The sequence below is a fragment of the Bradyrhizobium sp. ARR65 genome (genome assembly GCF_000472385.1).
Lineage (GTDB): Bacteria > Pseudomonadota > Alphaproteobacteria > Rhizobiales > Xanthobacteraceae > Bradyrhizobium.
The window spans coordinates 184,361-210,646 of record NZ_AWZU01000008.1 but is presented as its reverse complement, the minus strand read 5'-3'; the positions used below and the strand labels follow the sequence as shown (position 1 = coordinate 210,646).

Below are 26,286 nucleotides of genomic sequence, written 5' to 3'. Positions count from 1 at the left end.
CAACCGAACAACTGCTGCGGTGTCAGCCCATGCCGGTGTGCAACCGCGGTGACGCTCTCGCCATCAACATAGCTCGCGGCGACAATCTCCGCTTTCTGCTCCGCCGTCCANGCGCGCCGCCGTCCTGTTCCGGTGAAAACCTCCAGCCGGCGCACCGGCTCGGGCTTAGATTTGTGCAAAAGCTCAGTGTCCGACACGTGCCTAACCCCGCTCGACTCAGCGGTCGGACAATCGCCGATCAACCCGCTGCGCTGAAGGTGGGATCTAAGCGCCGCTTACCCATCTCAAGCGCATCCTGCGCCTCGACCGGCTTAGGCTAAGAGGTCCATCTGGCGCTCGCGACGAGTTCCTTCGCTGCCACCCCAAACATCCGCAAGCTCGCAAAGCTCATGCCGCTGCCTACGCTACAGCCCGCCTAAGCACGCTAGACTAGAGCCTTCTTCGGTCCTCGCAACGTGCCGTGCGCTGTGAGCTAGTTCATCGACTTATTCAACGCCCCGGCGGACTGTATTGAAATTCGGCACTGAAGGCGAAGGAAGCGCTCATTCACGCTGCACTGGCCGCGAGATTCGGATGGGTCAGGGCAGTTGGATGACACGGCGCTCTTCACGAGCTCTTGCTTGAGCGGCACGTTAAGGTCAATCGACCGCTTCGTTAATTTGGAGGAGGTTCGACAGCGGTCGGCCCCGTTTTACAGCTTTGCCATTGGCAGAACGCGCCGTTCCATCCGGGAGTATCGGACACTCTGCACGGCCGGAGTCGTTCAATGCTCAATTGCATCGATCTTCTCATGTCTCAGTCGTTTCCGCACTCTCCCGCTCACAGCCGATGCTAAGCAAGTATCGGGTAGTCGGTACGGGCGAGAAGCCGGCCGGCTCAACTGCGGTGCTTAGGCCGTAATGGCTTTGTGATCGCAGAGCCTACCTGATCGCAGCCTTTAGAAGTTGGCGTCTCAGAAGTCCCGAAGGAGGCCATTGTCGTTCGTGGCGTAGGCATCTGAATGTGATAGCGTTGTGGGATCGCAGTCGGCTTTCTTCTGACTAGCGGTTCGCTCTATTTCGCCGCCAGTCCGCCGAGCGTGTCGCCTGAGGCGATCCAATCTTCGGCCATTCACTTCCAGAACTGATCAAGCGTGCCTGGCAGCTTCCGGTCGCGACCACATTCAAGGCTGAAATCTTATGTCAATCAAATAGCTCGCGTTGCGGACCGGCTAGTGTCGCCAACACGTTTCGTTCGCTCGGCGAGCAGGAAACAACTGAGGCCAAAGTTCTCGCAGGTACAGCTAGGACCCGCGGCCTGAGGGATAAATTTGACGCGGTGTGGGCCCCTCGGGCCCGACAGGGGTAAGCGGCTGATTTGACCCTCTCCGCGGGTGTTTTGGTCCTCGAACTGCTGTGGGCTTAGATAGCCGAGAGCTGAATGCTATCGGCGCTTGCCGTACATGTGGTCGATCAAGCGCAGAAGATCTTCAGCGACGTTCGAAGGTTTCGCAACCTATCGCATAGACCGCCTCGACCTTCATGGTTTTCATGAAGCTTTCGGCCATCCAGCCCATTGAGCTCAAAATCCGGACCCAGGCTCGCACGGTGGCTTACGCCATGGTCTAGTTGCAAAGGCGCCAACGTCGGGAGCTCGGACACAGGTGCGTTTGTAGGCTGCCGGAGTGCGCTGCACTGCTGCATAGCTGTGGACAGCAGTCGATCGCGCCTTTGCGCTGCTCTCACGAGCAATCGCGAGGGAGGCAAACACGGCTGCAACGATCAGTCCAGCCGACAAGAGCTTCGGTGTAGTCATTGAATGTCTCCTTGACAAAGCAAAGCCAACAAAGCTGTGGCTCGCGCCAAAGATGTGTGTGCGCGCGCTGGACGGGTAGTGGTGATCGAACGACAATTTCGTATTTGCACGAAGCAGCTATGAGGGGAGCGACAAGCGCAACTATCCTCTCTACGGCACTCGTAATGGCATTGAGGGTTGGTTACGCGAGGCGGCGTGCTTTCCCGAATTGCGGCGAGGCACCGTCAGTTAGACACGTGATGATCGCTGGAGATGGCGCGCAGCGCGCGCCGCATCGGAGTTCTCGATTGCAGGAGCTTGAATGCCTCAGCTACAGAAAATGTCAACTCGTCCACGCTTGCTCATCCAGCCAAGAAGCCGCCATCCACCGCGACGACTGTGCCCGTCGCATATAGCGAAGCCGGCATACACAGAAAAGCGACCGCTCCCGCGATCTCCTCCGGCTGGCCCCAGCGCTTGAACGCGGTGCGATCAGCGATGCGCTGGTAATGCGCGCGATCTGTGCGTCCAGCCGCATTGATAACTGTCTCGATGTACCCGGGCGCAACCGCGTTGACACGGATCCCTTCCTCCGCCCAGGCCAAAGCCAACGCTTTGGTAAGCATCACAACACCGCCCTTGCTCGCGCAATAGGCGGGAATGCGCGGGAGTGCCAGTGTCGCATTCATTGAAGCGATGTTCACGATCGAACCCTTGGCCCTCGCCAGCGCTGCGCGGAAGGCCATACAGGTGCGGAACGTTCCAGTCAGGTTGACGTCGAGCACTTTTGCAAATGTCTCAATCTCATATTCGCGGTCACGCGCTAGAATGCCGGCGCAGTTGATTAGCGCATCGGCGCGCGCATGACGATAGGCGAATGATTTCACTGCCACATCATCGGTCACGTCGAGCGGTGCGAGCACGAGCCCCTCGCGCGGCTTGAGCAGCGTGCGCGCGATGTCTGCGTCATTGACACCGGTCGCGGTGACGCTCGCTCCCAGGTCGCAGAACATATTAGCGATAGCGGCTCCGATATCGCCGGCGCCCCCAATTACAATCGCATGGAAGCCAGGAGCGAGCGAAAACAAGGGATGTGTCACGTGTCACCTGTGTTGTTTGGGAGATCGTAACGGCGGCGCGGTGGACTCGCGCACGATCAGCGAATAGTCGACCTCGTGATGCATGATGGTCTGCTCGCCCGAAAGATGACGGACGAGATATTCGCCGGCGCGCTGCCAGGTTGCCGCCGTCGGCACCTGAATGGTGGTGAGGCTCGGCCGCAGATGCCGACTCCAGTCGAGGTCGTCGAAGCCGACGACCGAGAGATCGCGCGGCACGGCAAAGCCGCTGCGCTCGGCTTCCAGGAGGACGCCGTAGGCGATCACGTCATTGCCGCAGACGACGGCGGTCGGACGCTCCCTCAGGCTCAGCAGATATCGTGCGGCCTCGCGCGCGTCGTCGAGCGTGTAAGGCACCTCCACATGCCATTCGGGGTGGATCGGGAGGCTGTTTTCGGCAAGCGCCCGATGGAAGCCGGCGACGCGCGCGCTGGCGCGGTCATTGTTGCGCTGGAGTGCGGAGACAATGCCGATCCGAGTGTGCCCGAGTTCGATCACATGCGAGGCGGCGCGGTGCGCGGCACCCTCATTATCGGTGCCAACGCACGGGTAGGGACGATCGGGCCGGTAGACGCCGACATTGATGAAGGGGATGGCGTATTCGGCCAACATTTTGCGCAAGCCATCGTGGTGGCAATCGCCTCTCAGCACTAGGCCATCGACGCCGCGGCTGATCAGATTGCGCGCTTGCTGCAACTCGACTTCAAGGTCGTAGCCGCTGGTGGTGAGGAACAGCATGTAGCCGACGGAAGACAGGTATTTCTGCAGGGCGGCGATGCCGCGCGCGAACATGGTGTTGTCGATGGTCGGGACAATCGCCCCCAATGTGCGCGAACGTCGCGAGGACAAGGCGCGGGCCGGCGCGTGCGGGATATAGCCGACCTGTTCGACGGCTTGTGCGATGCGCGCCCGCAGTGAGGCGCTCACCGATTCCGGATTGTTGAGCGCGCGCGAGACGGAGGCGATCGAGACACCGGCCTGGGCCGCGACCGCGCGGATACCCTGTTTGGAAGCTCTTTCGGGGGCAAATGCCATTTCAAATAAAGCAACGTCGAAAATGTAACGTTACATAGAATGATGACCTCCCGCGTACGGATTGTCCACCGATAACTTGCTGGGAAGGTTATTCTTTCGACTGTCTTGACACGCCGGCTGCGGGATTTACGGTGTAACCGTTTTCAGAAAAACGGTCGGCCAAGTCGGCCCGGAGCGGCAACGCCCGGATTTGGGAGGAATACAATGGCAACCAGGAGTATCGTGGCGGGCTTCACGCTTTGCGTCATCGCGGCTGGCGGTGTCGTCTCGGCCGCTCATGGGGCCGATTTCGACTGGCAGAAGTTCCATGGCAAGACCGTCACCTTCCTTGCCAACAACAATCCGGTCTCGCAGGCGCTTCTGACGCATAAGGCCGATTTCGAAAAGCTCACGGGCATCACGCTCAAGGTCGACACTTACCAGGAGCAGCAGATGCGCCAGCGCCTGGTTACCGTTATGAACGCGCATAGCGACGAGGCCGATGTGTTCATGACCCTACCATCGCGCGAAGGCGCGCAGTTCGCCGCGGCGGGATGGTACGAGGATCTCACTCCTATGACCAAGAATGAGGTCGCGCCCGACTACGACTATGCCGGCCTGAGCCGGGCGCTTTTGACGGCGGCAACCTACAGCGGCAAGCTCACCAGCATGCCTATGAATATCGAGGGGCCTGTTCTTTATTATCGCACCGACATTTTCAAGAAATGCGGGGTCGATCAGCCTAAGAGCATCGCCGATATCGAAACAGCCGCAAAGAAGATCAAGGCCTGTGACCCGAGCATCACGCCGTTCGTCTCGCGCGGACTGAAGCCGGCGCTGCCTTATACGTTTTCTAACTTTCTGCACAACATGGGCGGCAGCTACATGGTGGATGGCAAGTCTGCCCTGTGCACGCCCAAGGGCAAGGCGGCGCTCGACACCTATAGCCGCCTGCTGCGCGACTACGGCCCGCCCGGGGTCGTCAATTACAGCTTCCCTCAGATTTCCGCGCTCTATCGCGCCGGTCGCGCGGCGATGGATTTCGAGGCCTCGAACGAACTTCGCACGGTCATGGAAGGCGGCGAGCGGCTGCAGGACACTGCGCTGATCCCGTTGCCGCCCGGCGATGGCGGCCAAGTCCCGACCGCGATCGGGTGGGGCATCGCGATCTCCGCCTACAGCAAGCAACCTGAAGCCGCCTGGTATTTCGTGCAATGGGCAACCAGCCCGACCGTGCAAAAGATGATGGCGGTGCAAGGCATCGCGCCGCCGCGCTCATCCCTCGCCAATGATCCCGACTATCGGAAATGGATCGATGAGGAGCCGGTGCGCAAGCAGTGGCAGGCCGCTCTCGACGTGCTCGCCGCGAAGGGCGCGTCCGAGGTAGGCTATCCAATCGTCGCCAATCCGGAATCGCGCGAGTTCATCGGCCAGGCGGTGCAGGACTTAATCCTGAAGCAGAAGACGGTCGATCAGGCCTGCGCCGATGCCGACAAGGCGCTCAACACGCTGATTGCGCAGAAATAGCAAATGCAAAGGACTTTGGCTGCTTGTTCGAGCAGTCAGGGCGCGTGCTTATATGGTTGCACTCGAAACCGCGGTGATACGAGAGGGCGAAACGTCCGGGCAGAACCAGCAGCGGCTGGAGCTAGCCGCCCTGTCGGCGCCGGCGGTTCTGTTCACGATCGGCATGATCGCCTTTCCGGTCGTCTACACGGTCTGGCTTTCGTTCCAGAGCTTTTCCTCCACGGGCAAGCAGTCCTTCGTTGCATTTGGCAACTACGCCAAGCTCATTTCCGACAACGAGTTTTGGCACGGTCTGTGGGTGACGCTGGCGCTCTATCTGCTCTCGTTGCTGTTGCAGCTGGTGCTCGGTGTCTGGCTTGCACTAGCGTTGTTTCAGGCCGAGCGGCTGTCGGGCATTGTGCGCTCGCTTTTCATTTCTCCCTTCATGATGCCACCCGTAGTCGCCGGCATGATGTGGCTCGTGATCCTCGACCCCTCGCTTGGCGCTGCGAACTATATTCTCACCTCTATCGGTTTGCCGTCCTCGGATTGGCTGGCCTCCCCGACGTGGGTCATTCCGACCATCGCTCTGATTGATACCTGGCAATGGGCACCTTATGTAGCGCTGATCGTGCTGGGTGGCCTGCAGTCGCTGCCACCGAGCGTCTATGAGGCGGCTCAGATCGATGGGGCTTCGCCGTTCAAGACCCTCCAGCGTATCACCCTGCCGCTGCTGCTACCGACCATCGTCACCGCGACCATTCTGCGCAGCGTCGATCTCCTACGCTTCTTCGACATCATCTACATCACCACCCAAGGCGGCCCGGGCAATGCCTCGAACACGCTCAACATCTATGGTTTTCGGGCCGGGTTCGAGTTCTTCAACATCGGCTATGCTTCTGCGCTGATGCTGACCCTGACCACGATCGTGTTTGGGGCGGTGCTGGCATTCAACCGCCTGCGCGGCGCGGTAGCTTGGTGAGGGGACAGCGATGACCAGCATGCCTGTCAGCGATGCCGTCCTGCGCCGTTTGAACACGCTGCAGCTCGCGCTTGCGGGTATCATTATCATGGCGCCGGTCGCGTGGATGGTGCTGTCCTCCTTCAAGCCGTCATTCGAGGTCACCGCCTATCCGCCGAGCTTGATCTTTTCGCCGACGGCTGAGAACTATGGTGAGCTGATCAAGACCACTCCGTTCTTCTCATATGCGGTGAACAGCCTGATCGTTACCGTCGGCTCCGCCGGCATCGGGCTGATCTTCGGAATTCCAGCTGCTTTCGCGGTGTCGTGGACCCGGATTTCCTGGCCCGCGATCCTGACGCTTGCCGCGCGCATGGCGCCGGGCACGCTGTTTCTGTTGCCTTGGTACGTGATGTTCCGGCAGGTCGGATTGATCGGCTCCTACACTGCGCTGATCTTAAGCCATGCCGTGATAACGCTGCCGATCGTAATCTGGGTGCTATTGCCGTCGTTCGATAATATCCCGCGCAGCGTGTTCGAGGCGGCGCAGGTCGACGGTTGCAGCGTCACGCGTATCCTGTGGCGGATCGCTCTGCCGCTGGTCGGTTCGGGCGTTGCTGTCGCGGCGATCCTCGCCTTCGTGTTTTCCTGGAACTACTTTCTGTTCGCGCTGGTCCTCTCGAACGGCGACACCAAGACGCTGATCGCGGCGGCTTTCAACTTCGTCGGTGAAGGGTCGACGCAGTGGGGTGTATTGATGGCCGCGGCAACTCTGATAGCGCTTCCACCGCTTGTGCTTGCCACGCTGGTGCAGCGTTGGCTGGTCGCGGGGCTGACGTTAGGGGCGGTGAAAGGCTAGGTGGAAATCGATGCTTATCTCTACGCCTCCCAATTCGATTATGGATGCCGCGGTCTTCCATGGTCATGAGCGCATCACCATCGAGCGCGTCGCCATACCGGATCTCGGAAAAGGCGACGTGCTGGTGCGCGTCTTGCGCACCGCGCTGTGCGGCTCCGACTTCAAGCTTTGGCACAGGGGCGCCGCATTTACGGCGGGCCACGAGATCTTCGGCGTGGTCGAGCAGCCGGGGCATCCCATGCATGGCAAGCGCTGCGCAGTCTATATCCCCTTGCATTGCGATCGCTGTGCCGCCTGCAAGCGCGGCGACACGCAGATGTGTCTGGAAGTCTCGAGCCTGATCGGCTGGAATCGGCCCGGCGGTTACGCCGAATATGTGCCGGTTCCGGAAAATTGCTTGCTGCCGGTGCCCGACGATATCGAGGATAGCCTCGCGCCGCTGCTGCTCGACGTGATCGGCACCTCGGGCCACGCTGTGCGTTTTGTCAACCGCATCGTTTCGCCGCAGCAGGCTGGGCCCGTGCTGGTCACGGGCGCAGGTCCGGTCGGTCTGGGAGTCGTGCTGGCGCTGAAGAGTTGCGGATATGACGACATCCGCGTCGCTGATCCCAACGTGGTTCGTCTGAAGATCGCGCAATCATTCGGTGCCAAGCCGCATCCGGTGGGCGATAGCTCGGAGCGGTTTGCCCTGATTGTGGAATGTTCGGGCGCGCATGCGGCGCGCAATCTCGGCATCGAGGTGGTGTTGCCCCATGGCGCGGTCGTTCTTGTCGGCGAAAATGCCGCGCCGTGGACCATCGCCGAGGGCCCCGTGTTCCGGCGCAAAGACTTTTACATGATCCGCACCTTCTATTTTCCGCTCGCTGACTTTGCGTCGAACATCGAACTGCTGCGGCGCCACAAGGAGGAATACCGGCAGCTCGTCGACGGCGAGTTCGGCCTCTCAGCGCTGCCGGAGAATTTCGCCCGCTTTGCGCAAGGTGAGCTCATCAAGCCGGTTCTGGCGCTGGACTGACCCGCATGGCCTCGATCTCGATCCGCAATCTCATCAAGCGCTACGGCAACTACACCGTAATCCCCGCTCTCAATCTGGAGATCGCAGATCACGAGTTTATCGTATTCGTCGGTCCGTCCGGTTGTGGCAAGTCGACCCTGCTGCGTATCATCGCAGGACTGGAGCCGATCAGCGCAGGTGACCTCTACATCGGCGATGATCGCGTCAATGGCGTGCCCGCTGCGCGGCGCGACATCGCGATGGTCTTCCAAGATTACGCGCTCTATCCGCATATGCGCGTTTACGAGAACATGTCGTTTGCGCTGGAATTGCGCGGCGTACCGAAAACCGAGATTGCCGCACGGGTGAAGCGCGCGGCGGCATTGTTGCACATCGAGCCCTATCTCGATCGCAAGCCAAAGGAATTGTCCGGCGGCCAGCGCCAGCGGGTCGCCATGGGCCGCGCGATCGTGCGCAACCCCAAGGTCTTCCTGTTCGACGAACCGCTATCCAACCTGGATGCCAAGCTGCGCGCGCAGGTGCGCGCCGAAATCAAGACGCTGTCGCAGCAGCTCAAGACCACAATGATCTTCGTCACCCACGATCAGGTCGAAGCCATGACCATGGCCGACCGCATCGTCGTGCTGCAGGGCGGGAGCGTTCAGCAATATGACACGCCGGAGCTGGTCTATGAGCGACCGGCGAACCAGTTCGTGGCCGGGTTTATCGGCTCGCCGACCATGAATTTCTTTCCGGCCGAATTGCGCGGCGAACGGGTGGTGCTGTCCCACGACGGCACTGCCGTCGGCCTCAACGGCGCGGCCCAGGCGCGTTTGAAGAACGCAGGCGGCAAGGCAGTGCTCGGTATCCGCCCCGAGCATTTTGCCGTAGCGCCCGATGCGTCGGAGGCCATTGAGGTGACGGTGAAACTGGTCGAACCGCTCGGTTCGGATACCCTTGTTCATTTTGAGCTTGCAGGTGTTTCGGCAATCGCGCGCGTGCACCCTGGCTTGCGGCCCAGGGTCGGAGACCACCTTTACCTACGTCCGGAGCCCGGCAAGACGCACCTGTTCGACAATGAGCATGGAAGAGTGCTGTCGTGACAACTGGGGAGAGTGCAGATCCGGTGATGGCTTGGCAGCAATTTGCCGCGCAGGCGAAAGGCATCCGCATCATCTGCCTCGGCCTGTCAGCGCTCGACCAGATCTGGCAAGTGGAACGGCCCTTCGCGGGCGGCAGCGAAAAGATCAGGGCCATCGAACATACGACAGCGGGCGGTGGCATGGCCGCGAACGCGGCCGTGACCGTGGCGCGGCTTGGAGGCGCAGCTGCCTTTTGGGGCCGCGCGGGCGACGATGGCCCTGGACGCGAGATGCGCGCGGCGCTGTCGCGCGAGGGTATCGACACCAGATATTTCCGGCTGTTCCCCGGCGGACGATCGTCCGTATCGGGCGTCATCGTCGACCCAGCGGGCGAGCGCCAGATCGTGAACTTCCGTGGCCGGTTTCCGGCTGGTACCGACTGGCTGCCGCTTGATGATGTCATGGTCTCCGCCGCCGTGCTCGCCGATCCGCGCTGGCCGGAAGGAGCGATGGCGCTGTTTTCGAGGGCCCGACGGCTGGGCATACCGACCATTCTCGACGCCGATATGGCCGATCGGGGTGTGTTCGAGCAGCTGTTGCCGCTGACCGATCATGCTGTCTTCTCCGAGCCTGCGCTGAAAGACTATGCCGGCTCGGCCGGCGACGACGCCTTGGAGGGCATCACGCGTTTTCCCTGCCGCGTCGTCGCGGTCACGCGCGGCCACGACGGGGTGAGCTGGTATCAAGATGGGCGCTTGCAAACGCAGACCGCTTTTCCGATCGAGGCCGTCGACACCAGCGGTGCCGGCGACGTCTTTCACGGCGCTTATGCACTTGCGATCGGCGGCGGGCTGGCCGTCCGCGATGCGATGTCGTTTGCCTCGGCCGCGGCGGCACTGAAATGCACCCGCGCCGGCGGCCGCACCGCTATTCCCTTTATCGACGATTGTCTTGCATTCATGGGGACCTGACATATGAGAACGATTGGAAAGAACAGAGGCCTAGCGCGGCTTGCGGACGGCGATGGGCATTTCCGCATGGTCGCGCTGGACCAACGGCCGCCGCTGTTCGAGGCGATCGCGCAGGCCAAGGGCATTAGCAAGGATCAGGTTGAATATTCCGAGGTGACTGCCGCGAAGCGGCTGCTGGTCGAGGCGCTCGGGCCCTATTGCAGCTCCATGCTATTCGATCCGAATTTCGCAGTCCCCGCCGCGATTGATCTGTTGCCGCCGCGTTGTGGCTTGATCGTCACGTTGGAGGAGCATCGGGTGGAGGAAACACCGGGCGGCCGCAAGTCCCGCACGATTGCGAATTGGAGCGTGGAGAAGATACGGGCTATCGGCGGCGATGCGGTTAAAGTGCTCGCCTGGTATCGGCCGGATGCCGACAACGCGGTTCTTGCGCATCAAAAAGCCTTTGTTCGCGAGATCGGCGAGGACTGTGCGCGGTTCGACATTCCCTATGTGCTCGAGCTTTTGGTTTACCCGTTTTCCGGTAGTGCCAACCACACCGCCGATTATGTAGAATCGCCCGGCAAGCTCCCCAGGCTCGTAATCGAAAGCGTGCGCGAGTTCGCCAGGCCCGAATACGGAGTCGATCTTCTGAAACTGGAAAGCCCGCTCGCTGCAAACGTGCTGCCGCCACGCGACCGCAGTGCGGCGTCAGCAGCCGCGCAGCGCGAGTTCAATGCGATCGGCGAGATATGTGCGGAACGGGGGATCCCGTGGGTGCTGCTATCCGGCGGCGCCGCGCCGGAAAGATTCGAGCGTGTACTGGAGTACGCCTACGCGGCTGGCGCGGGTGGCTTTCTTGCAGGACGTACGATCTGGCTTGACGCGGTACGGCGCCATTTTCCTGACCGCGCGGCGGTGGCTGCTAGCCTACGCAAGGACGGCATTGACGTGCTCGAACGGCTCAACGCGCTAACGAAAGGTAAGGGCGCGCGATGGAAAGCGCGGTTTCCCGCTTTCAGCGACATTAAGCAGGAAGGCGACTTTGCCAGTGCTTACTGACGCCGAGGGTACCGCAACAGCATAGCAGCGAACATGGCATCTGAAAATTTCAGTGTGCGTTCGATGGCAGCGTTATGCTATCGCTATCCCTTGGCGACGCCGGTGGTGACCTCGTTTGGCCGTATGCTGAGCCGTCCAGCGGTGTTTGTTCGCGCCGAAGATGAAGATGGCGTGGTGGGCTGGGGCGAGGCTTGGTCGAATTTTCCTGCGACAGGCGCCGAACATCGTGCGCGGCTGATCAATGAGGTGCTCGCATCTGCTCTGGTCGGACAAAGGGTCGACCACCCGGCTCGGGCCTTCGAAACTCTGACAAAGGGCACAGCCGTATTGGCGCTGCAGTCGGGAGAGCCCGGACCATTCGCGCAGGCAATTGCGGGAATTGATCTTGCGCTTTGGGATCTTTATGCGCGGCGACGAAAGCAGCCGCTGTTCCGGCTGCTGGGTGGTCTGTCCAACAAGATCAATGTGTATGCGAGCGGTATCAACCCCGATGGGGCAGCTCGAACAGCCGAAGCGGCCGCGGATCGAGGGCATCGTGCGTTCAAGCTCAAGGTGGGGTTTGCTCTTGATCGTGATCTGGCCAATTTGTCGGCGCTGCGCGGTATTGTCGGAACCGGCATGCTTGCGGCGGATGCCAATCAAGCCTGGTCTGTCGAGCAGGCGCTGAAGATCCTCCCGCGGCTTGGCGGGTTCTCTCTGCGCTGGCTGGAAGAGCCTATCAGCGCCGATCGACCCCACCAGGAGTGGCTAACCTTGCGGTCAAGCGCCCCAATGCCGCTTGCGGCTGGCGAAAACATCACGAGCCGAGAGGAGTTTCAACGGGCCCTCACTGAGGATGTCCTAGGAGTGGTCCAGCCCGACATCGCCAAATGGGGAGGGCTGACGATCTGTGCCGGTCTTGCGAAGGACATCCTCAAAAGTGGCAAGACATTCTGCCCACATTACCTTGGTGGCGGTATCGGGCTGCTCGCGTCTGCGCACCTGCTTGCTGCCACCGGAGGCGACGGTTGGCTGGAAGTCGACGTCAATAACAATCCGTTGCGCGAGGGGTTTTGCGGTCCAGTCGCGACAGTCACGGAGGGCGCGGTCGCTTTGAGTGATGAAGCGGGGATTGGTATGGCGCCGGATCTCTCCTCTATTGAGCGCTACCGCACCGTATAGACGCTGGCCTATCGCATATGCCCCATCGGGCACGCCCCATTGCCGGGCGATACTCACATCGCGTAAATGTCAGGCGCCGCGAGCGTCTCGGGGAGGGTATTGAGATCTTTGGCCGTGCTCCGCAGTGGGGCGGACGCGTCGTAATGCGTTCGACACACGTTCGTAGCAGGTTAGCTGCTCGATTTTCGCGCGCTTGGAGGTGCTCATGGCAATTCAGGTTTACGGTTTTTGGCGCTCAATCGCCTCCTTCAGGGTGCGGGTCGCCTTGAAGCTCAAAGGTCTGCCGTTTGAAGAAATCCCGGTCGACATCCTTTCAGGGCAGCAGTTCAAGCCCGGTTACGAGGACGTCAACGCCGAGCGCGTCGTGCCGACATTCATCCATGACGGATACTCGTTGTTTCAGTCGCTGGCGATCATTGAGTATATCGAAGATCTGCAGCCCGAGCCGCCGTTGTTGCCGCATGATCCGAAGGAACGGGCCTATGCGCGATCGCTCGCGCTTACGACGGTTGCAGACGGCCATCCGCTCATCACGCCGCGCGTTCGAAATCATCTCGCAAAAACCTTTGCCGCCGACGCTCACGCCGTCGAGAGTTGGAGCGGGCACTGGACCACGGAGGGACTGGCAACCTATGAGAGGCTCTTCGCGCGAAGGCCTCCGGCGCCGTTTGCCTTGGGCGAAGCCCCAGGCCTTGCTGACATTTGCATTGCGGGCCATGCCATAGCTGCGCACTTTCTCAAGCTCGAGCTGACCGCGTTTCCGGCCCTCGCGCGGCTAGCGGAACGCTGCTTCGCGTTGCCGGCATTCGCGACCTCCCATCCTTTCGAGCAGCCGGGATACAAGGCACATGCGCTCCGTTGAGCCGCTAAAGGTGCGGCTCAATTTGCCTCAGCGCTGGTTCCCACCACTGGGAGCTCGATGTTGAGAGATGCCGCGAATTGAACCGTGGTGGTGAGCTCCGGTGGCGTCGAGGCCGAAGGCAGTTTCTCCCAATGGTGGGCCAGCCAGCAACTTGGCAATACAATGCCGCATCCCTGAATTTGATTGACGCACAAGCCGGACCGCGCCTTAATTGGGGGAGCAGCGCGATCAACAATCACCAGAGGACCTCGAAGCGTCAGCGGCTCACGGTTTTCGCCGAGGAAAATGATCTCACCTGATGATTCTGGAGGACCATCCATACCTCACGATCGCATGCGGCTGTGGATGTAGCGGGGACGCCAGATGGCGGATGTTGGTCGAAAATCGACCTTGGATCACTCTGTGGGACAGGAGATGGACGATCGCGCCTACGCAGCCATGCTGGCGCGGACGAGGGCTCTGATCCCACAATTGCGCGACCGTGCGGCGCGGACCGAAGAGATTCGGCGTCTGCCGCCGGAGACGGAGCGCGATCTGCATGAGGCGGGTCTTTTCAGGATTGTCCAGCCCAAGCGGGTCGGGGGTTCGGAATTCGACTACGTCGCTCTGGTTGATTGCGCCGAGCTGCTCGGTAAAGGGGACGCGTCGGTAGCCTGGAATTTTGCCAATCTTGCCAGCCACCACTGGATGCTGGCGATGTTCGACAAACGCGCCCAGGATCTAGTTTGGGACAAAGATCCCAACACCCTGGTTGCGTCCTCCTTCATTTTTCCCGCGGGGCGTGCCCGGAAGGTCGAGGGCGGTTTCAGGTTGCACGGCAGTTGGCCGTTCTCTTCCGGCGTGGCGTCGAGCGAATGGAATATGCTTGGAAGCGTGGTCGACCCCGACGATGAAGCTGACGGGATCGAGTATCGGATCTTTCTGGTCCCCAAGAAGGATTATCGGATTCTGGATACATGGAATGCCGCCGGACTGCGCGGAACTGGCTCCAACGATGTCGAAGTGAGGGATGCCTTTGTCGCAGAATCGCTGACGGTTTCGGTAAGTGATCTCGCGGGTGGTCCGACGCCCGGCAGCGCGATCAACCCGAATCCGCTCTACACGCTTCCCGTGTTCTCGCTATTCCCCTATGTGCTTTCCGGGGTCGCCCTCGGAAATGCGCAGGCCTGCCTCGATGACTATGTTGAAATTGCCCACCATCGTGCGTCGACCTACAACCGCGCCAAGCTCGGCGATCTGCAGAGCACGCAAATCAAGATTGCGGAGGCTTCTGCCAAGATCGACGCGGCGCGCTTGATCATGCGCTCGAACTGTATCGAGGCGATGGCCGCTGCAAGGCGCGGGCAAATTCCGGATATGGCGGTCAAGACCAGATTGCGGCGCGACGGGGCATATTCGGTCAACCTTTGCACCGAGGCGGTGTCTCTGCTGTTTGCGGCGAGTGGGGCACGTGGGCTGTTTACATCGGGCGCTTTGCAGCGCCAATTCCGCGACGCGCATGCGATCAATTCGCACATCGCGTTCAATTTCGATGCGGCTGGTACCAACTATGGCCGGGTGGCGCTCGGCCTTCCGTCCGAAAATGTCACGCTTTGAGGCCCGCGGATGAACGACGCGCCTAAGCATCCGATCGGTCTGGATCCGGCAAACGAGCTAGCCAGTGATCATTCGCCGATCGACCCGCGGGATTTTCGCAATGCGCTTGGGACCTATGCGACCGGCGTAACGATCATCACGGCGGCAGGGGCCGACAAAAAGCCGTATGGGCTGACCTGCAATTCCTTCGCCTCGGTGTCGCTCAACCCGCCGCTGGTCCTTTGGAGCCTTGTGCTCTACTCCTCAAGCCTGAGCATTTTCCAGAATGCCAGCCATTTCGCCGTCAACGTCCTGGGCGCATCGCAGCAGGCGCTGGCCAGCAAATTTGCGAAATCCTCCGATGATAAGTTCGCCGGGGTCGAATGGACTCCGGGGCTTGGCGATGCACCTGTGCTTACCGAGAGTGTCGCCAATTTCCAGTGCCGCTCAGTCAATCGGTACTACGGCGGCGATCACGTCATCTTCCTCGGTGCGGTTGAAGCCTATTCCTACAACCATAAGGAGCCGCTGCTGTTCGCGCGGGGTAGCTATGGACGGTTTCTTGCAGAGGATGATCGTCGGACCAATAAAGCACGTTGAGTGGCAAAGGCGACAAGAGCAACGCCCGAGGGGCCAGGGCGAGGAGCGCAGGCTCTGGATGGGCCCGAACGAGGCAGCGAGATCAGATCGCCGTGCTCAGCGAACTGCCGCTGTGCTTAGCTTCGCCATTTCGGCCCGATACCAATCGCCGATTTCGCTTGCTGTCATCAGTGCAACGCCTTCGTGTCCAATGACGTAATCGAGTAGCGCCTCGACATATTTGATGCGATGGGGAACGCCCGTGATATAGGGGTGGATCGAGATCGCCATAACCCGCGCGTTGTCGGCGCCCTCCAGGTATAGGCGATCGAATTGATCAGTGCAGCGCTTCAAGAACTGTTCGGACGGAAGATGCTGCAGCGCATGGATCACGATATCGTTGGTTTCGACCGAGTAGGGGATTGTCGTGATCGTGCCGTGCGGCGTCGTGACATCCTGCGGCAGGTCGTCAATGACCCAATCCGCCACATACTGGATGCCGTTGAGGCGTAGCAGGTCGAGCGTCTGTTCGGTCTCGGTCAGGCCCGGGCTCTCCCAGGACCGGGGCGGCTTTCCCGTGAATTTCGCGATCGTTTCGATGGAGCGCTTGATGGTTTCAGCTTGATCGTCAAGCTTGTGCATCGGCCCTTGCACGAAACCGTGCCCCATGAACTCGAAACCGGCCTCGAGCGCGGCGGAAGCCACGCGCGCATAAGAGTTGCAGACGTTTGCGTTCAGCGCGAGCGTAACCGGTATCTTGCGCTCCGTGAGTGCTTTGAATTGACGCCAGAAGCCGGCGCGCATGCCGTATTCGTGCCAGGACCAATTTGGCACATCAGGCAGCAATGGCTGTCCCATCGGCGGGCTCAGTACAGTTCGGGGCATGGCGTTCTCTATCCGCCATTCCTCGACATTGAGGATGACCCATACGGCGAGCCGCTTGCCGCCTGGCAGCGTCAGTTTGGGGCGATCGACTTGGGCCTGATAGGGAATGCGATCGGTAAAGGCCACGACACTTCCTCGTCGAGTTGATGGATATTATTCGGCGGCAGTCGATTGTCTTGCAGCGCCGGCGTTGACACGTGGCATGACCTTTTCCGCCATCAGGATCATCGATTGTCGCGCAAGCTCGCGGTCTCTCCAGTCCTTACCCGCATAGAGCAGCGTACCAAACGTGCCGACCTCGTCCTGAAAGGACAGGAGCTGATCTGCGACGCTTTCGGGGGTGCCCCAGATGATCAGGTTGTTGCAGATCATCTCCAAGGTCACTTCCTCATCGGGCTGATCGCGCCTCGTTTTGAAGAGCTCGACGCGGCCATTCTTCTTCAGCTTAGTGAACAGCGAGCGATAGTAGTAGACGTAAGGACCGTCTGGATCGGTGGCATACGCTTTCGCCGTGGCGGCGTCGCTTGCGACAAAGATACTCTTTGCCACTCGCCAGTTCGCCGGATCCGCCGCACGGCCGGCGCGCTCGCAACCCTCGACATATCTGGGCCAGTGGCTCTTAACCCAAGCCGGCATCAGAAAGTTGGCCGATATCGGGTCCCAGCCCCGCGCCGCCGCCTCCGTGACTCCCTTCGAAAAAGGCGCGACTGCGGTCACGACGATTGGCGGGTGTGGCTGCTGCAGGGGACGTCCAATGAAGCCCTGACCGACCTCCTTCATCAGGGTCTTTTGCGTCGATATCGTCCAGAATTGTCCTTTAATGTTATAAGGTGGCTCACTCGCCCAGATCGCCAACACCTGATTAATGGCCTCAACAAACATTGCATTGCGATCGGCTTCAAGATTGCCGAACAGCTCGGCATCGGAAAGCAATCCTCCCGGGCTGATGCCGAAGATCAGACGCCCCTCCAACATATGGTCGAGCATCGCAATCGAGGCTGCAACCGCCGCAGGATGCGCGTTCGGCATATTGATCGTGCCGGTGCCGAGCTTGATCTGCCTGGTCGCGGCTGCAATCCAGGCGAGGAATGCGATGCAAGATGTAATATTCTCGGCCTTGTCAGTGACATGTTCGCCCACATAGGCTTCGCTGAAACCGAGTTCATCGGCCAGTAGAAATGCCTCACGGTCTTCCTTCAACGAAAGCCGCCAGTCCTTCTCGAGGGGGTGGATCGGCATCGTGAAGAAACCCAATTTCATGGCGTGCTCCTCGCAAGGGCTATTCACCTGGCGAACGGACCGTGCGTCCTCCGCGAGCTCAAGACAAGTCCAAAAGTCAAATCCCTCCGGAGAATAGCTCCCTAAACAAACTTGACCTTTGGCGGCCAACACCTTCTAATCAGGCAAAAAATACGCCAGCTCTGGCGGGGGAAGGTCGCGCCCATGAAAGCCTCGGCTTTCGATTACGCACGCGTAGCCAGCATTCATCATGCGCTGGAGATGCTTTCCCTGCATGGGGAACAGGCAAAACTATTGTCTGGCGGCCAGAGCCTGCTTCCGGCGATGAACCTTCGCCTGGTCTCACCCCAAATTCTCATCGATATCGGCGATCTCGCTGAGCTAAGAGGAATTGCCGTTGACAGCGATGTTCTGCGCATTGGCGCGTTGACCCGCCATGTTGAACTTCTAACCTCGCACTTGGTTGCCGCTCACGCACCGCTTTTAAGCGACGCGGTCAAGCATATCGCCCACCCTGCGATCCGCAACCGGGGTACCCTCGGCGGCAGCCTTGCTCATGCCGATCCGGCCGCCGAGCTGCCTGCATGCATGCTGGCGCTCAATGCGACCATTATCGCCTGCGGGCGAGACGGTGAACGACGCATCGCAGCCGCTGAGTTTTTTCAAGGCATTTATGCGACCGCGCTACGTCCGGATGAGCTGCTGGCCGCTGTCGAATTGCCAATCGCGCGGCAGAATTCGGTCGATTTCTTCCAGGAGTTCGCTCGGCGCCACGGCGATTACGCGCTGGCTGGCGTGGCCGCGCGGGCCAGTGTCGCCAGCGGCGGGTTTTCCAAGCTTCGCATGGCATTCTTTGCCATAGCTGATCGACCGGTGTTGGCCAATGCCGCAGCCAAGTTGCTCAACGTCGCGATCACACCGGAATTGATCGCCGATGCGTCAGTCGCATTTGGCAACGAACTCAACCCTCCCGAGGATCAGCAGGCGTCTTCGTCCATGCGCCGGCATCTGGCAAGCGTGCTGTTTAGGCGGTGCGTCGAGGCGCTCCTTGCTCGCGGTCGCCTATATGGAGGAGCTGGGTGACGGCTCCGATGCCAATCTCCCTTGAGGTCAACGGTGAGCGCGTGGATTTGCATGTCCTCCCGCGCGTCAACCTGGCGGACTTCCTTCGTGAACATCTGCATCTGACAGGCACGCATGTCGGCTGCGAGCATGGCGTGTGCGGTGCATGTACCGTTCGGGTAAACGGCGAAATCGTGCGCGCCTGCTTGATGCTCGCTGTTCAGGTGCACGGCAAAACGGTACAAACGATCGAAGGTTTGTCCGACAGCGGTGAAGTCGCCGATCTACAATCGGCGTTTCGAGAGCGCAATGCGCTGCAATGCGGCTATTGCACGCCGGGAATGCTGATGGCCGCTGAAGATCTCTTAAAACAGCAAAATGAGCCGTCGCGGGAGCTCATCCGAGAGCATCTTTCCGGCAATTACTGCCGCTGCACCGGTTATCAGGCCATTGTCGACGCGATCGAAGCCACGGCCCACAGCCGAAGGGGGCGACCGCGATGATCGTGGCAAGAAGGCAAGCTGAGCGGCTTTCGGTGCTCGACCGGCCAAACTCCTACATTGGGAAGACTGTGCCGAGGCCCAATCTCGATCGGCTCATGCAGGGGCGAGGGCTCTATGTCAGCGACATTGAGCTGCCGCGGATGGCGCATGTCGTGTTCCTGCGCTCACCTCATGCCCACGCAAAAATCGTGGCGATTGATGCGAGCGCCGCAAAGCGGATGCCGGGTGTCATTGCCATCGTCACCGGGCGGGAGCTCGCGGCTGTAATCACGCCCTGGGTAGGCGTGCTCTCGCACCTGAAGCGGCTGAAGTCCGCTCCCCAGTACGCAATGGCTATCGACCGCGTGTGCTGGCAGGGTGAAGCGGTGGCGGCGGTCGTGGCGACAAGTCGCGCGCTTGCGGAGGATGCCGGCGAGCAGGTCTTGGTCGACTATGAAGAGCTTGAGGCGGTAACCGATATGCAGACCGCACTCGATCCAAAGACGCCGGTCATTCATCCCGCCCTTGGCGATAATCTTGCCTTCGAACGCTTACATGATACAGGCAATGTGGACCAAGCCTTTGAGGCGGCGGACGAGGTCGTTGAAGCTGAATTTGTCTTCGGCCGCCACACTGGTGTGACGTTGGAGCCGCGTTCCGTCGTTGCTGATTGGAACAGCGCGGAAGGCAGGCTTACGATATATCAGGGCACCCAGGCCCCGCACATGGTGCAGAACATCGCGGCGCTTCACCTTGGGCTGCGGGAGCAACAGGTCCGCGTCGTTTGCAAGGACGTCGGAGGCTCCTTCGGCATAAAGGTGCACATCTATGCCGATGAGATGGCGACCTATGCCCTCTCTAAGCTGCTGAGACGGCCGATAAAATTCGTCGCGGATCGGGTCGAAAGCTTCAATACCGACATTCATGCGCGCGATCATCGCTGCAAGGGTCGGATCGGTGTGAGACGTGACGGTGCAATCACGGCCTTTAAAATCGACGACCTCACCGGAATCGGCCCCTATTCGATGTATCCGCGCACCAGCGCGATCGAGGCGAACCAGGTCGTCAATCTGGTCGGTGGGCCTTACACGACCAAGAGCTATCGCGCACGAGCGCGTGTTGTCTTTCAGAACAAAAATGTGATGTGCCAGTATCGCGCGGTCGGGCACCCTATCGCCTGTGCCGTTACCGAGGGGCTGGTGGATCTGGCAGCGATACGGATCGGGATGGACCCAGTCCAGATCCGGAAGCGTAATCTTATTGCCGACGACGCGTATCCGTGCGCGTCGCCGACCGGGCTGAGATTCGAGCAGTTGTCTCACCAGGCTTGCCTCACCAAGCTGGTGGAAATGATGGACTATGCGGGTTTGCGCGCCGAGCAGGCGACCCTGCGCAGAACAAACATCTATCGCGGCATTGGTGTTGCCAGCTTCATCGAGGTGACAAACCCGAGCGCGGCATTTTATGGGGTTGGCGGAGCCCGCATCTCTTCCCAGGATGGCGTGGCTGTCAGGCTGGACGCTCAGGGTTCGGTGATCTGCCAGACCAGTATTACCGAGCAGGGGCAGGGCTCGGAAGCGTTGACCGCGCAAATTGTAGCCACTGTGCTCGGGGTCGCGATGGAGCGCGTTCGAGTCATTTTGGGCGACACTGACAATACGCCCTATGGCGGGGGGACCTGGGCGTCGCGCGGCGCCGGAATTGGCGGAGAGGCGGCGCTCCAGGCCGCAAAGGTCCTGCGTAAGAACATCCTGGATGTCGCGGCGGCCATCCTGCAATCGAACCCCGCGGAGCTCGACATCGCGGGCAACGCCGTTGTGAACGCCGGCGATCGCGAGCCGCGCATCGAGCTGAGCGAACTGGCGCGAATTGTTTATTTCCGCCCCGATACGTTGCCGCCCGGCATTCAGCCCGAACTCATGGCGACGCGCCATTTCGTGCCGAGGGAGTATCCCTTTGCCTTTACCAACGGCGTTCAAGCCTCCTGGCTCGAGGTTGACCCCGAGACAGGCTTTATCCGCTTGCTTAAACATTGGGTGGTCGAGGATTGCGGCACCATCATCAATCCGCAGCTCGTTGACGAGCAGATCCGGGGTGGGGTGGTTCAGGGGCTTGGCGCCGCACTTTTCGAAAAGTGCGTCTATGACGAGCGCGGTCAGCTCACAAACGCCAATATGGCTGACTACCTGGTGCCGATGGCCGGGGAAATGCCGGACATCGATGTCGGCCATGTGGTTTCGCCAACGCGCGAAAGCGAACTGGGCGCCAAGGGCGCGGGCGAGGCAGGGACGGCGGGCGCCGCAGCGGCCGTCATTAACGCGGTAAATGACGCGCTCGGGCCATTCGGTACTTTAGTTACAGAGATTCCGCTCACGCCGCAGGTTATCCTGACGGCCCTAGGGCGCCTATAACAATAAGCCTCGTAGCGAAAGAAGACATCAGGGGAGGAAAGTCATGAGGAGCGAGGTCTCCAAATCGAGATCGATATCCCGTCGCCGGCTGTTGGCGACGGTGGGGGCCGGCGCGGTGACCGCTGCCTCGCCCTTCCGCATCAATCTGGTCAAGGCGGAGGAGGCGAACATCAAAATCGGCTTTCCCGTCCCATTGACGGGCCCCTACGGCACGGAAGCGCAGGACCAGGTTCGCGCGGCCCAGCTCGCTGTAGCTCAATTCAATGAGGCTGGCGGCCTCAACGGGCGGAAGGCGGAATTGGTGGTTCGCGACGACAAGCTCAATCCAGGCGAGGCTGCGACGCGAACGCTTGAACTCGTCGAGAAGGAGAAGGTGAACTTCGTTGTCGGCAGCCTTTCCGCCGCGGTGCAGCTCGCGATCAACAATGTGACCAAGGAGCGGGGCATCATCTTCAATTCAATCAGCCAATCCGATGCCATCAATGAAGCCGCCGACTTCAGCCGGTTTACCTTTCACGAGGCACTGAACCCGCATATGACGTCCGGCGCAGTCGGCCGGTACGCGTTCTCGAAGTTCGGCAAAAGGGTTGCTTTCCTGACTGCGGACTATGCCTATGGCCATGAAATGGTCCGTGGATTCCTCGAGGTCGGTAAGGCCTTCAATATTGAAAATCTCGGTGACATCAGGCACCCGCTCGGTACCACCGATTTTTCGACCCTGTTGCCTCGGATCCTGGCGCTGAAGCCGGATATCCTCTGCATCAGCAATTTCGGCCGCGATCAACAAATCGCGCTGCGGCAGGCGACCGATTTCGGGATCAAGAAAACCACCCAGATCATCGCTCCCTTGCTCTCGCATGCAAGTCGTGTCGCCGCTGGACCCCAGGCCTTCGAAGGCGTGATCGGCGGGTGCTCGTTTTATTGGGGCATTGAGGACAAATTCGCCTCGACCAAGGCCTTCAACGATGCTTTCCGCAAAATGTATGACGGCAAGCTGCCAACCGATTACGGTGCGCTCGGTTATGGCGGTGTCCGAACCGTGCTAAGCGCGGTGAAAAATGCCGGCAGTGTCGATACCGACAAGGTCATCACTGCGCTGGAGGCCTTGAAGTACGACTACTACAAGGGCCCGCAATATTATCGCAAATGCGACCATCAATCGGTGCAATCGGTCTTGGTTATCCGGTCCAAGTCCAAGGATCAACGGAATGAATCTGACGTCTTCGAGGTGATCAGCACCGAAGAGCCCGATGAGGCGCATCTGCGGAGCTGCGCAGAACTCGGTCACAAGGCGTGATAGCGGATTGGGGCGTCCTGGTCGCCGCCCCCTCGTAGGTGATGCGGATGGCTGGTCTCAGTCTCGATCTTATTGCCTTGCAGCTATTTGCCGGACTGGCGCTCGGCGCAATTTATGTGCTGTTCGCAATCGGCCTTTCTTTGATCTTCGGCATGCTCACCGTGGTGAATTTTGCGCACGGCGCCTTCTACATGGTCGGCGCCTATGCCGGGCTCTACATCCTGATGCTGGGCGGCAATTTCTGGATCTGTCTCCTCGCTGTTCCGCTGGCGGTCGGGCTGTTCGGGATGCTGGTGGAACGTTTTCTCATTCGGCGGCTCTACGGCCGTGGCATCGATTACCCGCTGCTCCTGACGTTCGGCTTGAGCTATGTGATGGTCGAATTGGTTCGCCTTGCCTTTGGCAAGACGGGTTACCCCTTCGATACTCCAGATCTGTTGCAAGGCGCCGTCAATATCGGCGTCGGCTACTTTCCGTTGTACCGGCTGTTTGTGATCGGCGCGACCGCCGCGGTGCTTCTGGGTCTTTGGCTCTTTCTGGAAAAGACCAGCTTCGGACTGATCATTCGCGCAGGCGCGCGTGACCCGCAGATTGTTCGCGTGCTTGGCGTGGACATTTCCAACGTCTGGCTGATCGTATTCGGGATTGGGACCGCTATTGCCGGCTTCGCCGGCCTGCTGGCGGCCCCATTGCAGGGCGTTATTCCAGAAATGGGAAGCACCATCCTGGCCGAAGCATTCGTAGTGACGGTGGTCGGCGGCATGGGCTCAATTGGCGGCGCGGTCCTTGCGGGACTCTTGGTCGGCATCGTCGTCAGCATGAGCTCACTATTTGCGCCCGAAATGGCGAAGGTCTCGATTTTTGCGTTGATGGCGATCGTGCTCATTGTTCGGCCGCAGGGGTTCTTTGGTCGCGCCGGACTAATGAGTTGATGGTGAAAGTCGGCCATGAATGAGATGAGCCAGTCTCTGCTGCGGACACAGGCTGCGCGCGTAAGCTGGTTTGATGTTGCAACGCGCCATCGCGTCGCCCTGGCAACCCTTGCTGTTCTCGTATTTCCTCTCGTGATGCCGTTCACTGCGCTCGCGGTGAATATCTTGATCTATGGCCTCTATGCACTCGGCTTCAATCTAGTCTACGGCTATCTCGGCCTGTTGTCCTTTGGCCACGCCGCCTTGTTCGGAACAGGAGCTTATCTTTGCGGTATGGCGATCGTGCATTTCGGATTGCCGTGGTACGCAGCAATTGCAATCGGGGTCGTTGCGGGCCTGGCAATGGCTGCTTTGATTGGCGTGCTGGCGATCCGAACCCGCGGCATCTACTTCGCCATGGTCACGATGGCACTGTCGCAGTGCGTCTATTACCTTTTCTATCAAGCGGTCGACTGGACTGGCGGGGAAAACGGTCTTCGTGGAATCAATGTTCGCAGCATCGATCTGTTCGGCATGCGGCTTGATTTCCTCGATCCGATGACTCGCTATTACGTGATTGCCGCCTTCGTAATCGCGGCCTTCTTCATACTATCGCGGATTCTCGCCTCGCCCTTCGGTGCGGTCATTGAGGCGGTACGCGAAAATGCGACCCGCGCCCGCGCGTCCGGTTATGATGTGACGCTGACGCGCCTGATCACGTTCGTACTTTCCGGCGGTTTTTGCGGCCTTGCCGGCGCGCTTCAGGCGTTGCATCTATCCATCGTACCGATCGAGATCCTGCACTATGACACCTCCGGCATCGTGGTCATGATTGCCCTGCTCGGCGGAATGGGGACATTTTTCGGACCGATGATCGGCGCGGCGGTCTTTCTGCTGCTTGAGAATCTGGTCTCGCTTTGGACCGTGCATTGGCAGCTAATCGTCGGCGCTATTTTCGTGATTTGCGTGCTGTTCTTCCCGGCCGGAATCTGGGGCACGCTGACGTCCCGCGGCAAACGATGACCTCGCGAGATTCAAATCAGCTTATTTTGCGCACGCAGCGTTTAGGCAAGGTGTTTGGAAAATTTGTCGCGCTGAAGGACATATCGGCCGAGTTCAGGCGAGGCGCGATCACCTCGATCATCGGCCCTAACGGCGCCGGCAAGAGCACATATTTCAATCTGTTGTCGGGAGTCCTCGCGCCATCCAGCGGCAGCATTGAATTCGAGGGCAGGGATGTTACCGGCCTGCCGCAGCATCGATTTGCTCATCTCGGGATCTCAAAGTCCTTCCAGATCACCAGCGTGTTTCCGCAACTGTCTACGCGCGAGAACATTCGGATCGGGCTTCAGGCGCTGGTATCACGCTACGATTTGTGGCGTCCGCGCAGTCGGCTTCGCGATTTGGCCGAGCAGGCCGATGAGCTGCTAGCGCTGGTCGGATTGTGGCAAGCGCGTGAGCGCCCGGCGAGGTCGCTCGCGCATGGTGAGCAGCGGGCGCTAGAGGTCGGAATGGCCCTGGCGAGCCGTCCCCGTCTGCTGCTTCTGGATGAGCCGACCGCCGGGATGAGCCCCGAAGAAACCCGCGTCATGATGGATCTCATCGTCAAGCTGGCCAGCGAGCGAACGGTCATACTTGTCGAGCACAAGATGAAGCTGGTGCTTGGAATCAGTGATCGGATCCTGGTGCTACATCATGGGGAGCTGTTGGCGGAAGGAACACCTCAGGAGGTCCGCCAAAACGAAGCGGTCAAGCGGGTCTACCTGGGCCAGCGGGAGCATTGACGCGTGATGTTGCAGGTCGCCAATCTGAATGCCTGGTACGGCGCAAGCCATGTCCTGCAGGACGTCAGTATTGAGGTGGCCAAGGGCGAAATCGTCTGCCTGATCGGACGCAATGGTGCCGGCAAAACCACAACACTGAAGTCTATCATGGGACTGATGGACCGGACCCGCGGCTCAGTCATATTCAAGGGGAAAGAGCTGCTGAACTTGCCTGCCCATCTGCGATTTGCGCTCGGGCTTGCCTATGTGCCGGAGGAGCGGCGCATCGTGCAGGGGCTTTCGGTACGGGAGAATCTCCGGCTTGGCTTAGTGGCGTCGCCGGAAAAGAGACATGAGCTGCAACTGATCGAGGACACCGCCAAAATCTTCCCACGTCTTGCCGAACGGCTGGACCAGGAGGCAGTGACCATGTCGGGCGGCGAGCAGCAGATGTTGGCAATTGCCCGCGCCGTGATTGCCAAGCCCGATTTGATCATGCTGGACGAGCCTTCCGAAGGGATCATGCCTGTGCTCGTCGATGAAATGTTCGAATTATTCCTTGCCATGAAGGCCCAGGGCACGACGGTGCTGCTGGTCGAGCAGAACGTCGAACTGGCGCTTGAGATCGCAGACCGCGCCTACGTCATGGACCAGGGCGCGGTCGTGCACCAGTCCTCCGCCCGGGAATTGCTCGCCGATGATGAGGTCAAGGAGCGCTACTGCTCGGTTTGAGACGGTCT

25 protein-coding genes and 1 pseudogene are annotated in these 26,286 nt (G+C 60.1%); 20 read left to right on the top strand and 6 right to left on the bottom strand.

Features of this window, described 5'->3' with window-relative positions:
• Positions 1 to 155, bottom strand: a 155-nt coding sequence (locus F758_RS47595) for a transposase (RefSeq protein WP_502689138.1), incomplete at its 3' end; no start/stop codon positions are given.
• Between the two features lie 125 nt (positions 156 to 280).
• Here F758_RS47595 and F758_RS49510 point away from each other — a divergent pair.
• Positions 281 to 419: pseudogene (locus tag F758_RS49510) on the top strand (IS5/IS1182 family transposase); the annotation flags it as partial.
• Between the two features lie 1,716 nt (positions 420 to 2,135).
• On the opposite strand, the gene F758_RS0112510 reads toward F758_RS49510, so the two are convergent.
• Both F758_RS0112510 and F758_RS0112505 read right to left on the bottom strand, forming a co-directional pair.
• Positions 2,136 to 2,873 (bottom strand): SDR family NAD(P)-dependent oxidoreductase, encoded by a 738-nt coding sequence (locus F758_RS0112510; protein ID WP_024508185.1) that lies wholly within the window; start codon positions 2,871 to 2,873, stop codon positions 2,136 to 2,138.
• A 3-nt stretch (positions 2,874 to 2,876) separates the two neighbouring features.
• On the bottom strand, positions 2,877 to 3,926 hold the full coding sequence (locus F758_RS0112505; RefSeq protein WP_024508184.1) for a LacI family DNA-binding transcriptional regulator: 1,050 nt from the start codon (positions 3,924 to 3,926) through the stop codon (positions 2,877 to 2,879).
• Between the two features lie 204 nt (positions 3,927 to 4,130).
• On the opposite strand from F758_RS0112505, the gene F758_RS0112500 reads away from it, so the two are divergent.
• The 9 genes from F758_RS0112500 to maiA all read left to right on the top strand — a co-directional run bounded on the left by F758_RS0112500 (position 4,131) and on the right by maiA (position 13,342).
• Positions 4,131 to 5,432, top strand: a complete 1,302-nt coding sequence (locus tag F758_RS0112500; protein WP_024508183.1) for an ABC transporter substrate-binding protein — start codon at positions 4,131 to 4,133, stop codon at positions 5,430 to 5,432.
• Between the two features lie 52 nt (positions 5,433 to 5,484).
• Positions 5,485 to 6,393 carry a carbohydrate ABC transporter permease gene (locus F758_RS0112495; RefSeq protein WP_024508182.1) on the top strand — a complete coding sequence of 303 codons (909 nt, stop codon included), beginning with the start codon at positions 5,485 to 5,487 and terminating at the stop codon, positions 6,391 to 6,393.
• A gap of 10 nt (positions 6,394 to 6,403) precedes the next feature.
• Complete coding sequence (locus tag F758_RS0112490; protein WP_024508181.1) at positions 6,404 to 7,231, top strand: carbohydrate ABC transporter permease; 828 nt, start codon at positions 6,404 to 6,406, stop codon at positions 7,229 to 7,231.
• 10 nt (positions 7,232 to 7,241) lie between these two features.
• Entirely contained in the window at positions 7,242 to 8,246 is a 1,005-nt protein-coding gene (locus F758_RS0112485) for an alcohol dehydrogenase catalytic domain-containing protein (RefSeq protein ID WP_024508180.1), read from the top strand.
• A 5-nt stretch (positions 8,247 to 8,251) separates the two neighbouring features.
• On the top strand, positions 8,252 to 9,328 hold the full coding sequence (locus F758_RS0112480; protein ID WP_024508179.1) for an ABC transporter ATP-binding protein: 1,077 nt from the start codon (positions 8,252 to 8,254) through the stop codon (positions 9,326 to 9,328).
• Entirely contained in the window at positions 9,325 to 10,278 is a 954-nt protein-coding gene (locus tag F758_RS0112475; RefSeq protein ID WP_245286481.1) for a sugar kinase, read from the top strand. The genes F758_RS0112480 and F758_RS0112475 overlap by 4 nt, the downstream gene beginning before the upstream one ends.
• Positions 10,279 to 10,281: 3 nt before the next feature.
• Positions 10,282 to 11,319: a tagatose 1,6-diphosphate aldolase gene (locus F758_RS0112470; protein WP_024508177.1), complete on the top strand. Its 1,038-nt coding sequence runs from the start codon at positions 10,282 to 10,284 to the stop codon at positions 11,317 to 11,319.
• Between the two features lie 33 nt (positions 11,320 to 11,352).
• Complete coding sequence (locus F758_RS0112465; protein ID WP_024508176.1) at positions 11,353 to 12,480, top strand: mandelate racemase/muconate lactonizing enzyme family protein; 1,128 nt, start codon at positions 11,353 to 11,355, stop codon at positions 12,478 to 12,480.
• Between the two features lie 205 nt (positions 12,481 to 12,685).
• Positions 12,686 to 13,342: a maleylacetoacetate isomerase gene (gene maiA / locus F758_RS0112460; protein WP_084305294.1), complete on the top strand. Its 657-nt coding sequence runs from the start codon at positions 12,686 to 12,688 to the stop codon at positions 13,340 to 13,342.
• A gap of 17 nt (positions 13,343 to 13,359) precedes the next feature.
• Here the strand turns inward: maiA and F758_RS49505 are convergent, their stop codons facing one another.
• Positions 13,360 to 13,662 carry a hypothetical protein gene (locus F758_RS49505; protein ID WP_157449979.1) on the bottom strand — a complete coding sequence of 101 codons (303 nt, stop codon included), beginning with the start codon at positions 13,660 to 13,662 and terminating at the stop codon, positions 13,360 to 13,362.
• Between the two features lie 94 nt (positions 13,663 to 13,756).
• On the opposite strand from F758_RS49505, the gene F758_RS0112450 reads away from it, so the two are divergent.
• A complete protein-coding gene (locus F758_RS0112450) occupies positions 13,757 to 14,938 on the top strand; it encodes an acyl-CoA dehydrogenase family protein (protein ID WP_245286480.1) in 1,182 nt (393 codons plus the stop codon).
• A 9-nt stretch (positions 14,939 to 14,947) separates the two neighbouring features.
• Positions 14,948 to 15,517 carry a flavin reductase family protein gene (locus tag F758_RS0112445; RefSeq protein ID WP_024508173.1) on the top strand — a complete coding sequence of 190 codons (570 nt, stop codon included), beginning with the start codon at positions 14,948 to 14,950 and terminating at the stop codon, positions 15,515 to 15,517.
• A gap of 96 nt (positions 15,518 to 15,613) precedes the next feature.
• On the opposite strand, the gene F758_RS0112440 is transcribed toward F758_RS0112445, so the two are convergent.
• Positions 15,614 to 16,507, bottom strand: coding sequence for a polysaccharide deacetylase family protein (locus F758_RS0112440; RefSeq protein WP_024508172.1), 894 nt, complete (start codon positions 16,505 to 16,507; stop codon positions 15,614 to 15,616).
• A 27-nt stretch (positions 16,508 to 16,534) separates the two neighbouring features.
• Complete coding sequence (locus tag F758_RS0112435; protein WP_024508171.1) at positions 16,535 to 17,641, bottom strand: LLM class flavin-dependent oxidoreductase; 1,107 nt, start codon at positions 17,639 to 17,641, stop codon at positions 16,535 to 16,537.
• 183 nt (positions 17,642 to 17,824) lie between these two features.
• On the opposite strand from F758_RS0112435, the gene F758_RS0112430 reads away from it, so the two are divergent.
• Genes F758_RS0112430 through F758_RS0112395 form a run of 8 tightly spaced genes read left to right on the top strand, consistent with a single transcriptional unit; the run spans position 17,825 to position 26,278 of the window.
• On the top strand, positions 17,825 to 18,703 hold the full coding sequence (locus F758_RS0112430) for an FAD binding domain-containing protein (RefSeq protein ID WP_024508170.1): 879 nt from the start codon (positions 17,825 to 17,827) through the stop codon (positions 18,701 to 18,703).
• Positions 18,700 to 19,185: a (2Fe-2S)-binding protein gene (locus tag F758_RS0112425; protein WP_024508169.1), complete on the top strand. Its 486-nt coding sequence runs from the start codon at positions 18,700 to 18,702 to the stop codon at positions 19,183 to 19,185. Before F758_RS0112430 ends, F758_RS0112425 begins: the two co-directional genes overlap by 4 nt.
• Positions 19,182 to 21,575: a xanthine dehydrogenase family protein molybdopterin-binding subunit gene (locus F758_RS0112420; protein ID WP_024508168.1), complete on the top strand. Its 2,394-nt coding sequence runs from the start codon at positions 19,182 to 19,184 to the stop codon at positions 21,573 to 21,575. The genes F758_RS0112425 and F758_RS0112420 overlap by 4 nt, the downstream gene beginning before the upstream one ends.
• A 43-nt stretch (positions 21,576 to 21,618) precedes the next feature.
• Positions 21,619 to 22,872 (top strand): ABC transporter substrate-binding protein, encoded by a 1,254-nt coding sequence (locus tag F758_RS0112415; RefSeq protein ID WP_024508167.1) that lies wholly within the window; start codon positions 21,619 to 21,621, stop codon positions 22,870 to 22,872.
• A gap of 47 nt (positions 22,873 to 22,919) precedes the next feature.
• The gene (locus F758_RS0112410) at positions 22,920 to 23,804 is read left to right on the top strand and encodes a branched-chain amino acid ABC transporter permease (protein ID WP_024508166.1); all 885 of its coding nucleotides are present in this window, start codon (positions 22,920 to 22,922) and stop codon (positions 23,802 to 23,804) included.
• Between the two features lie 15 nt (positions 23,805 to 23,819).
• Positions 23,820 to 24,806 (top strand): branched-chain amino acid ABC transporter permease, encoded by a 987-nt coding sequence (locus tag F758_RS0112405; protein ID WP_024508165.1) that lies wholly within the window; start codon positions 23,820 to 23,822, stop codon positions 24,804 to 24,806.
• A complete protein-coding gene (locus F758_RS0112400) occupies positions 24,803 to 25,567 on the top strand; it encodes an ABC transporter ATP-binding protein (protein ID WP_024508164.1) in 765 nt (254 codons plus the stop codon). Before F758_RS0112405 ends, F758_RS0112400 begins: the two co-directional genes overlap by 4 nt.
• Before the next feature lie 6 nt (positions 25,568 to 25,573).
• Complete coding sequence (locus tag F758_RS0112395; protein WP_024508163.1) at positions 25,574 to 26,278, top strand: ABC transporter ATP-binding protein; 705 nt, start codon at positions 25,574 to 25,576, stop codon at positions 26,276 to 26,278.
• Positions 26,279 to 26,286 lie beyond the last annotated feature (8 nt).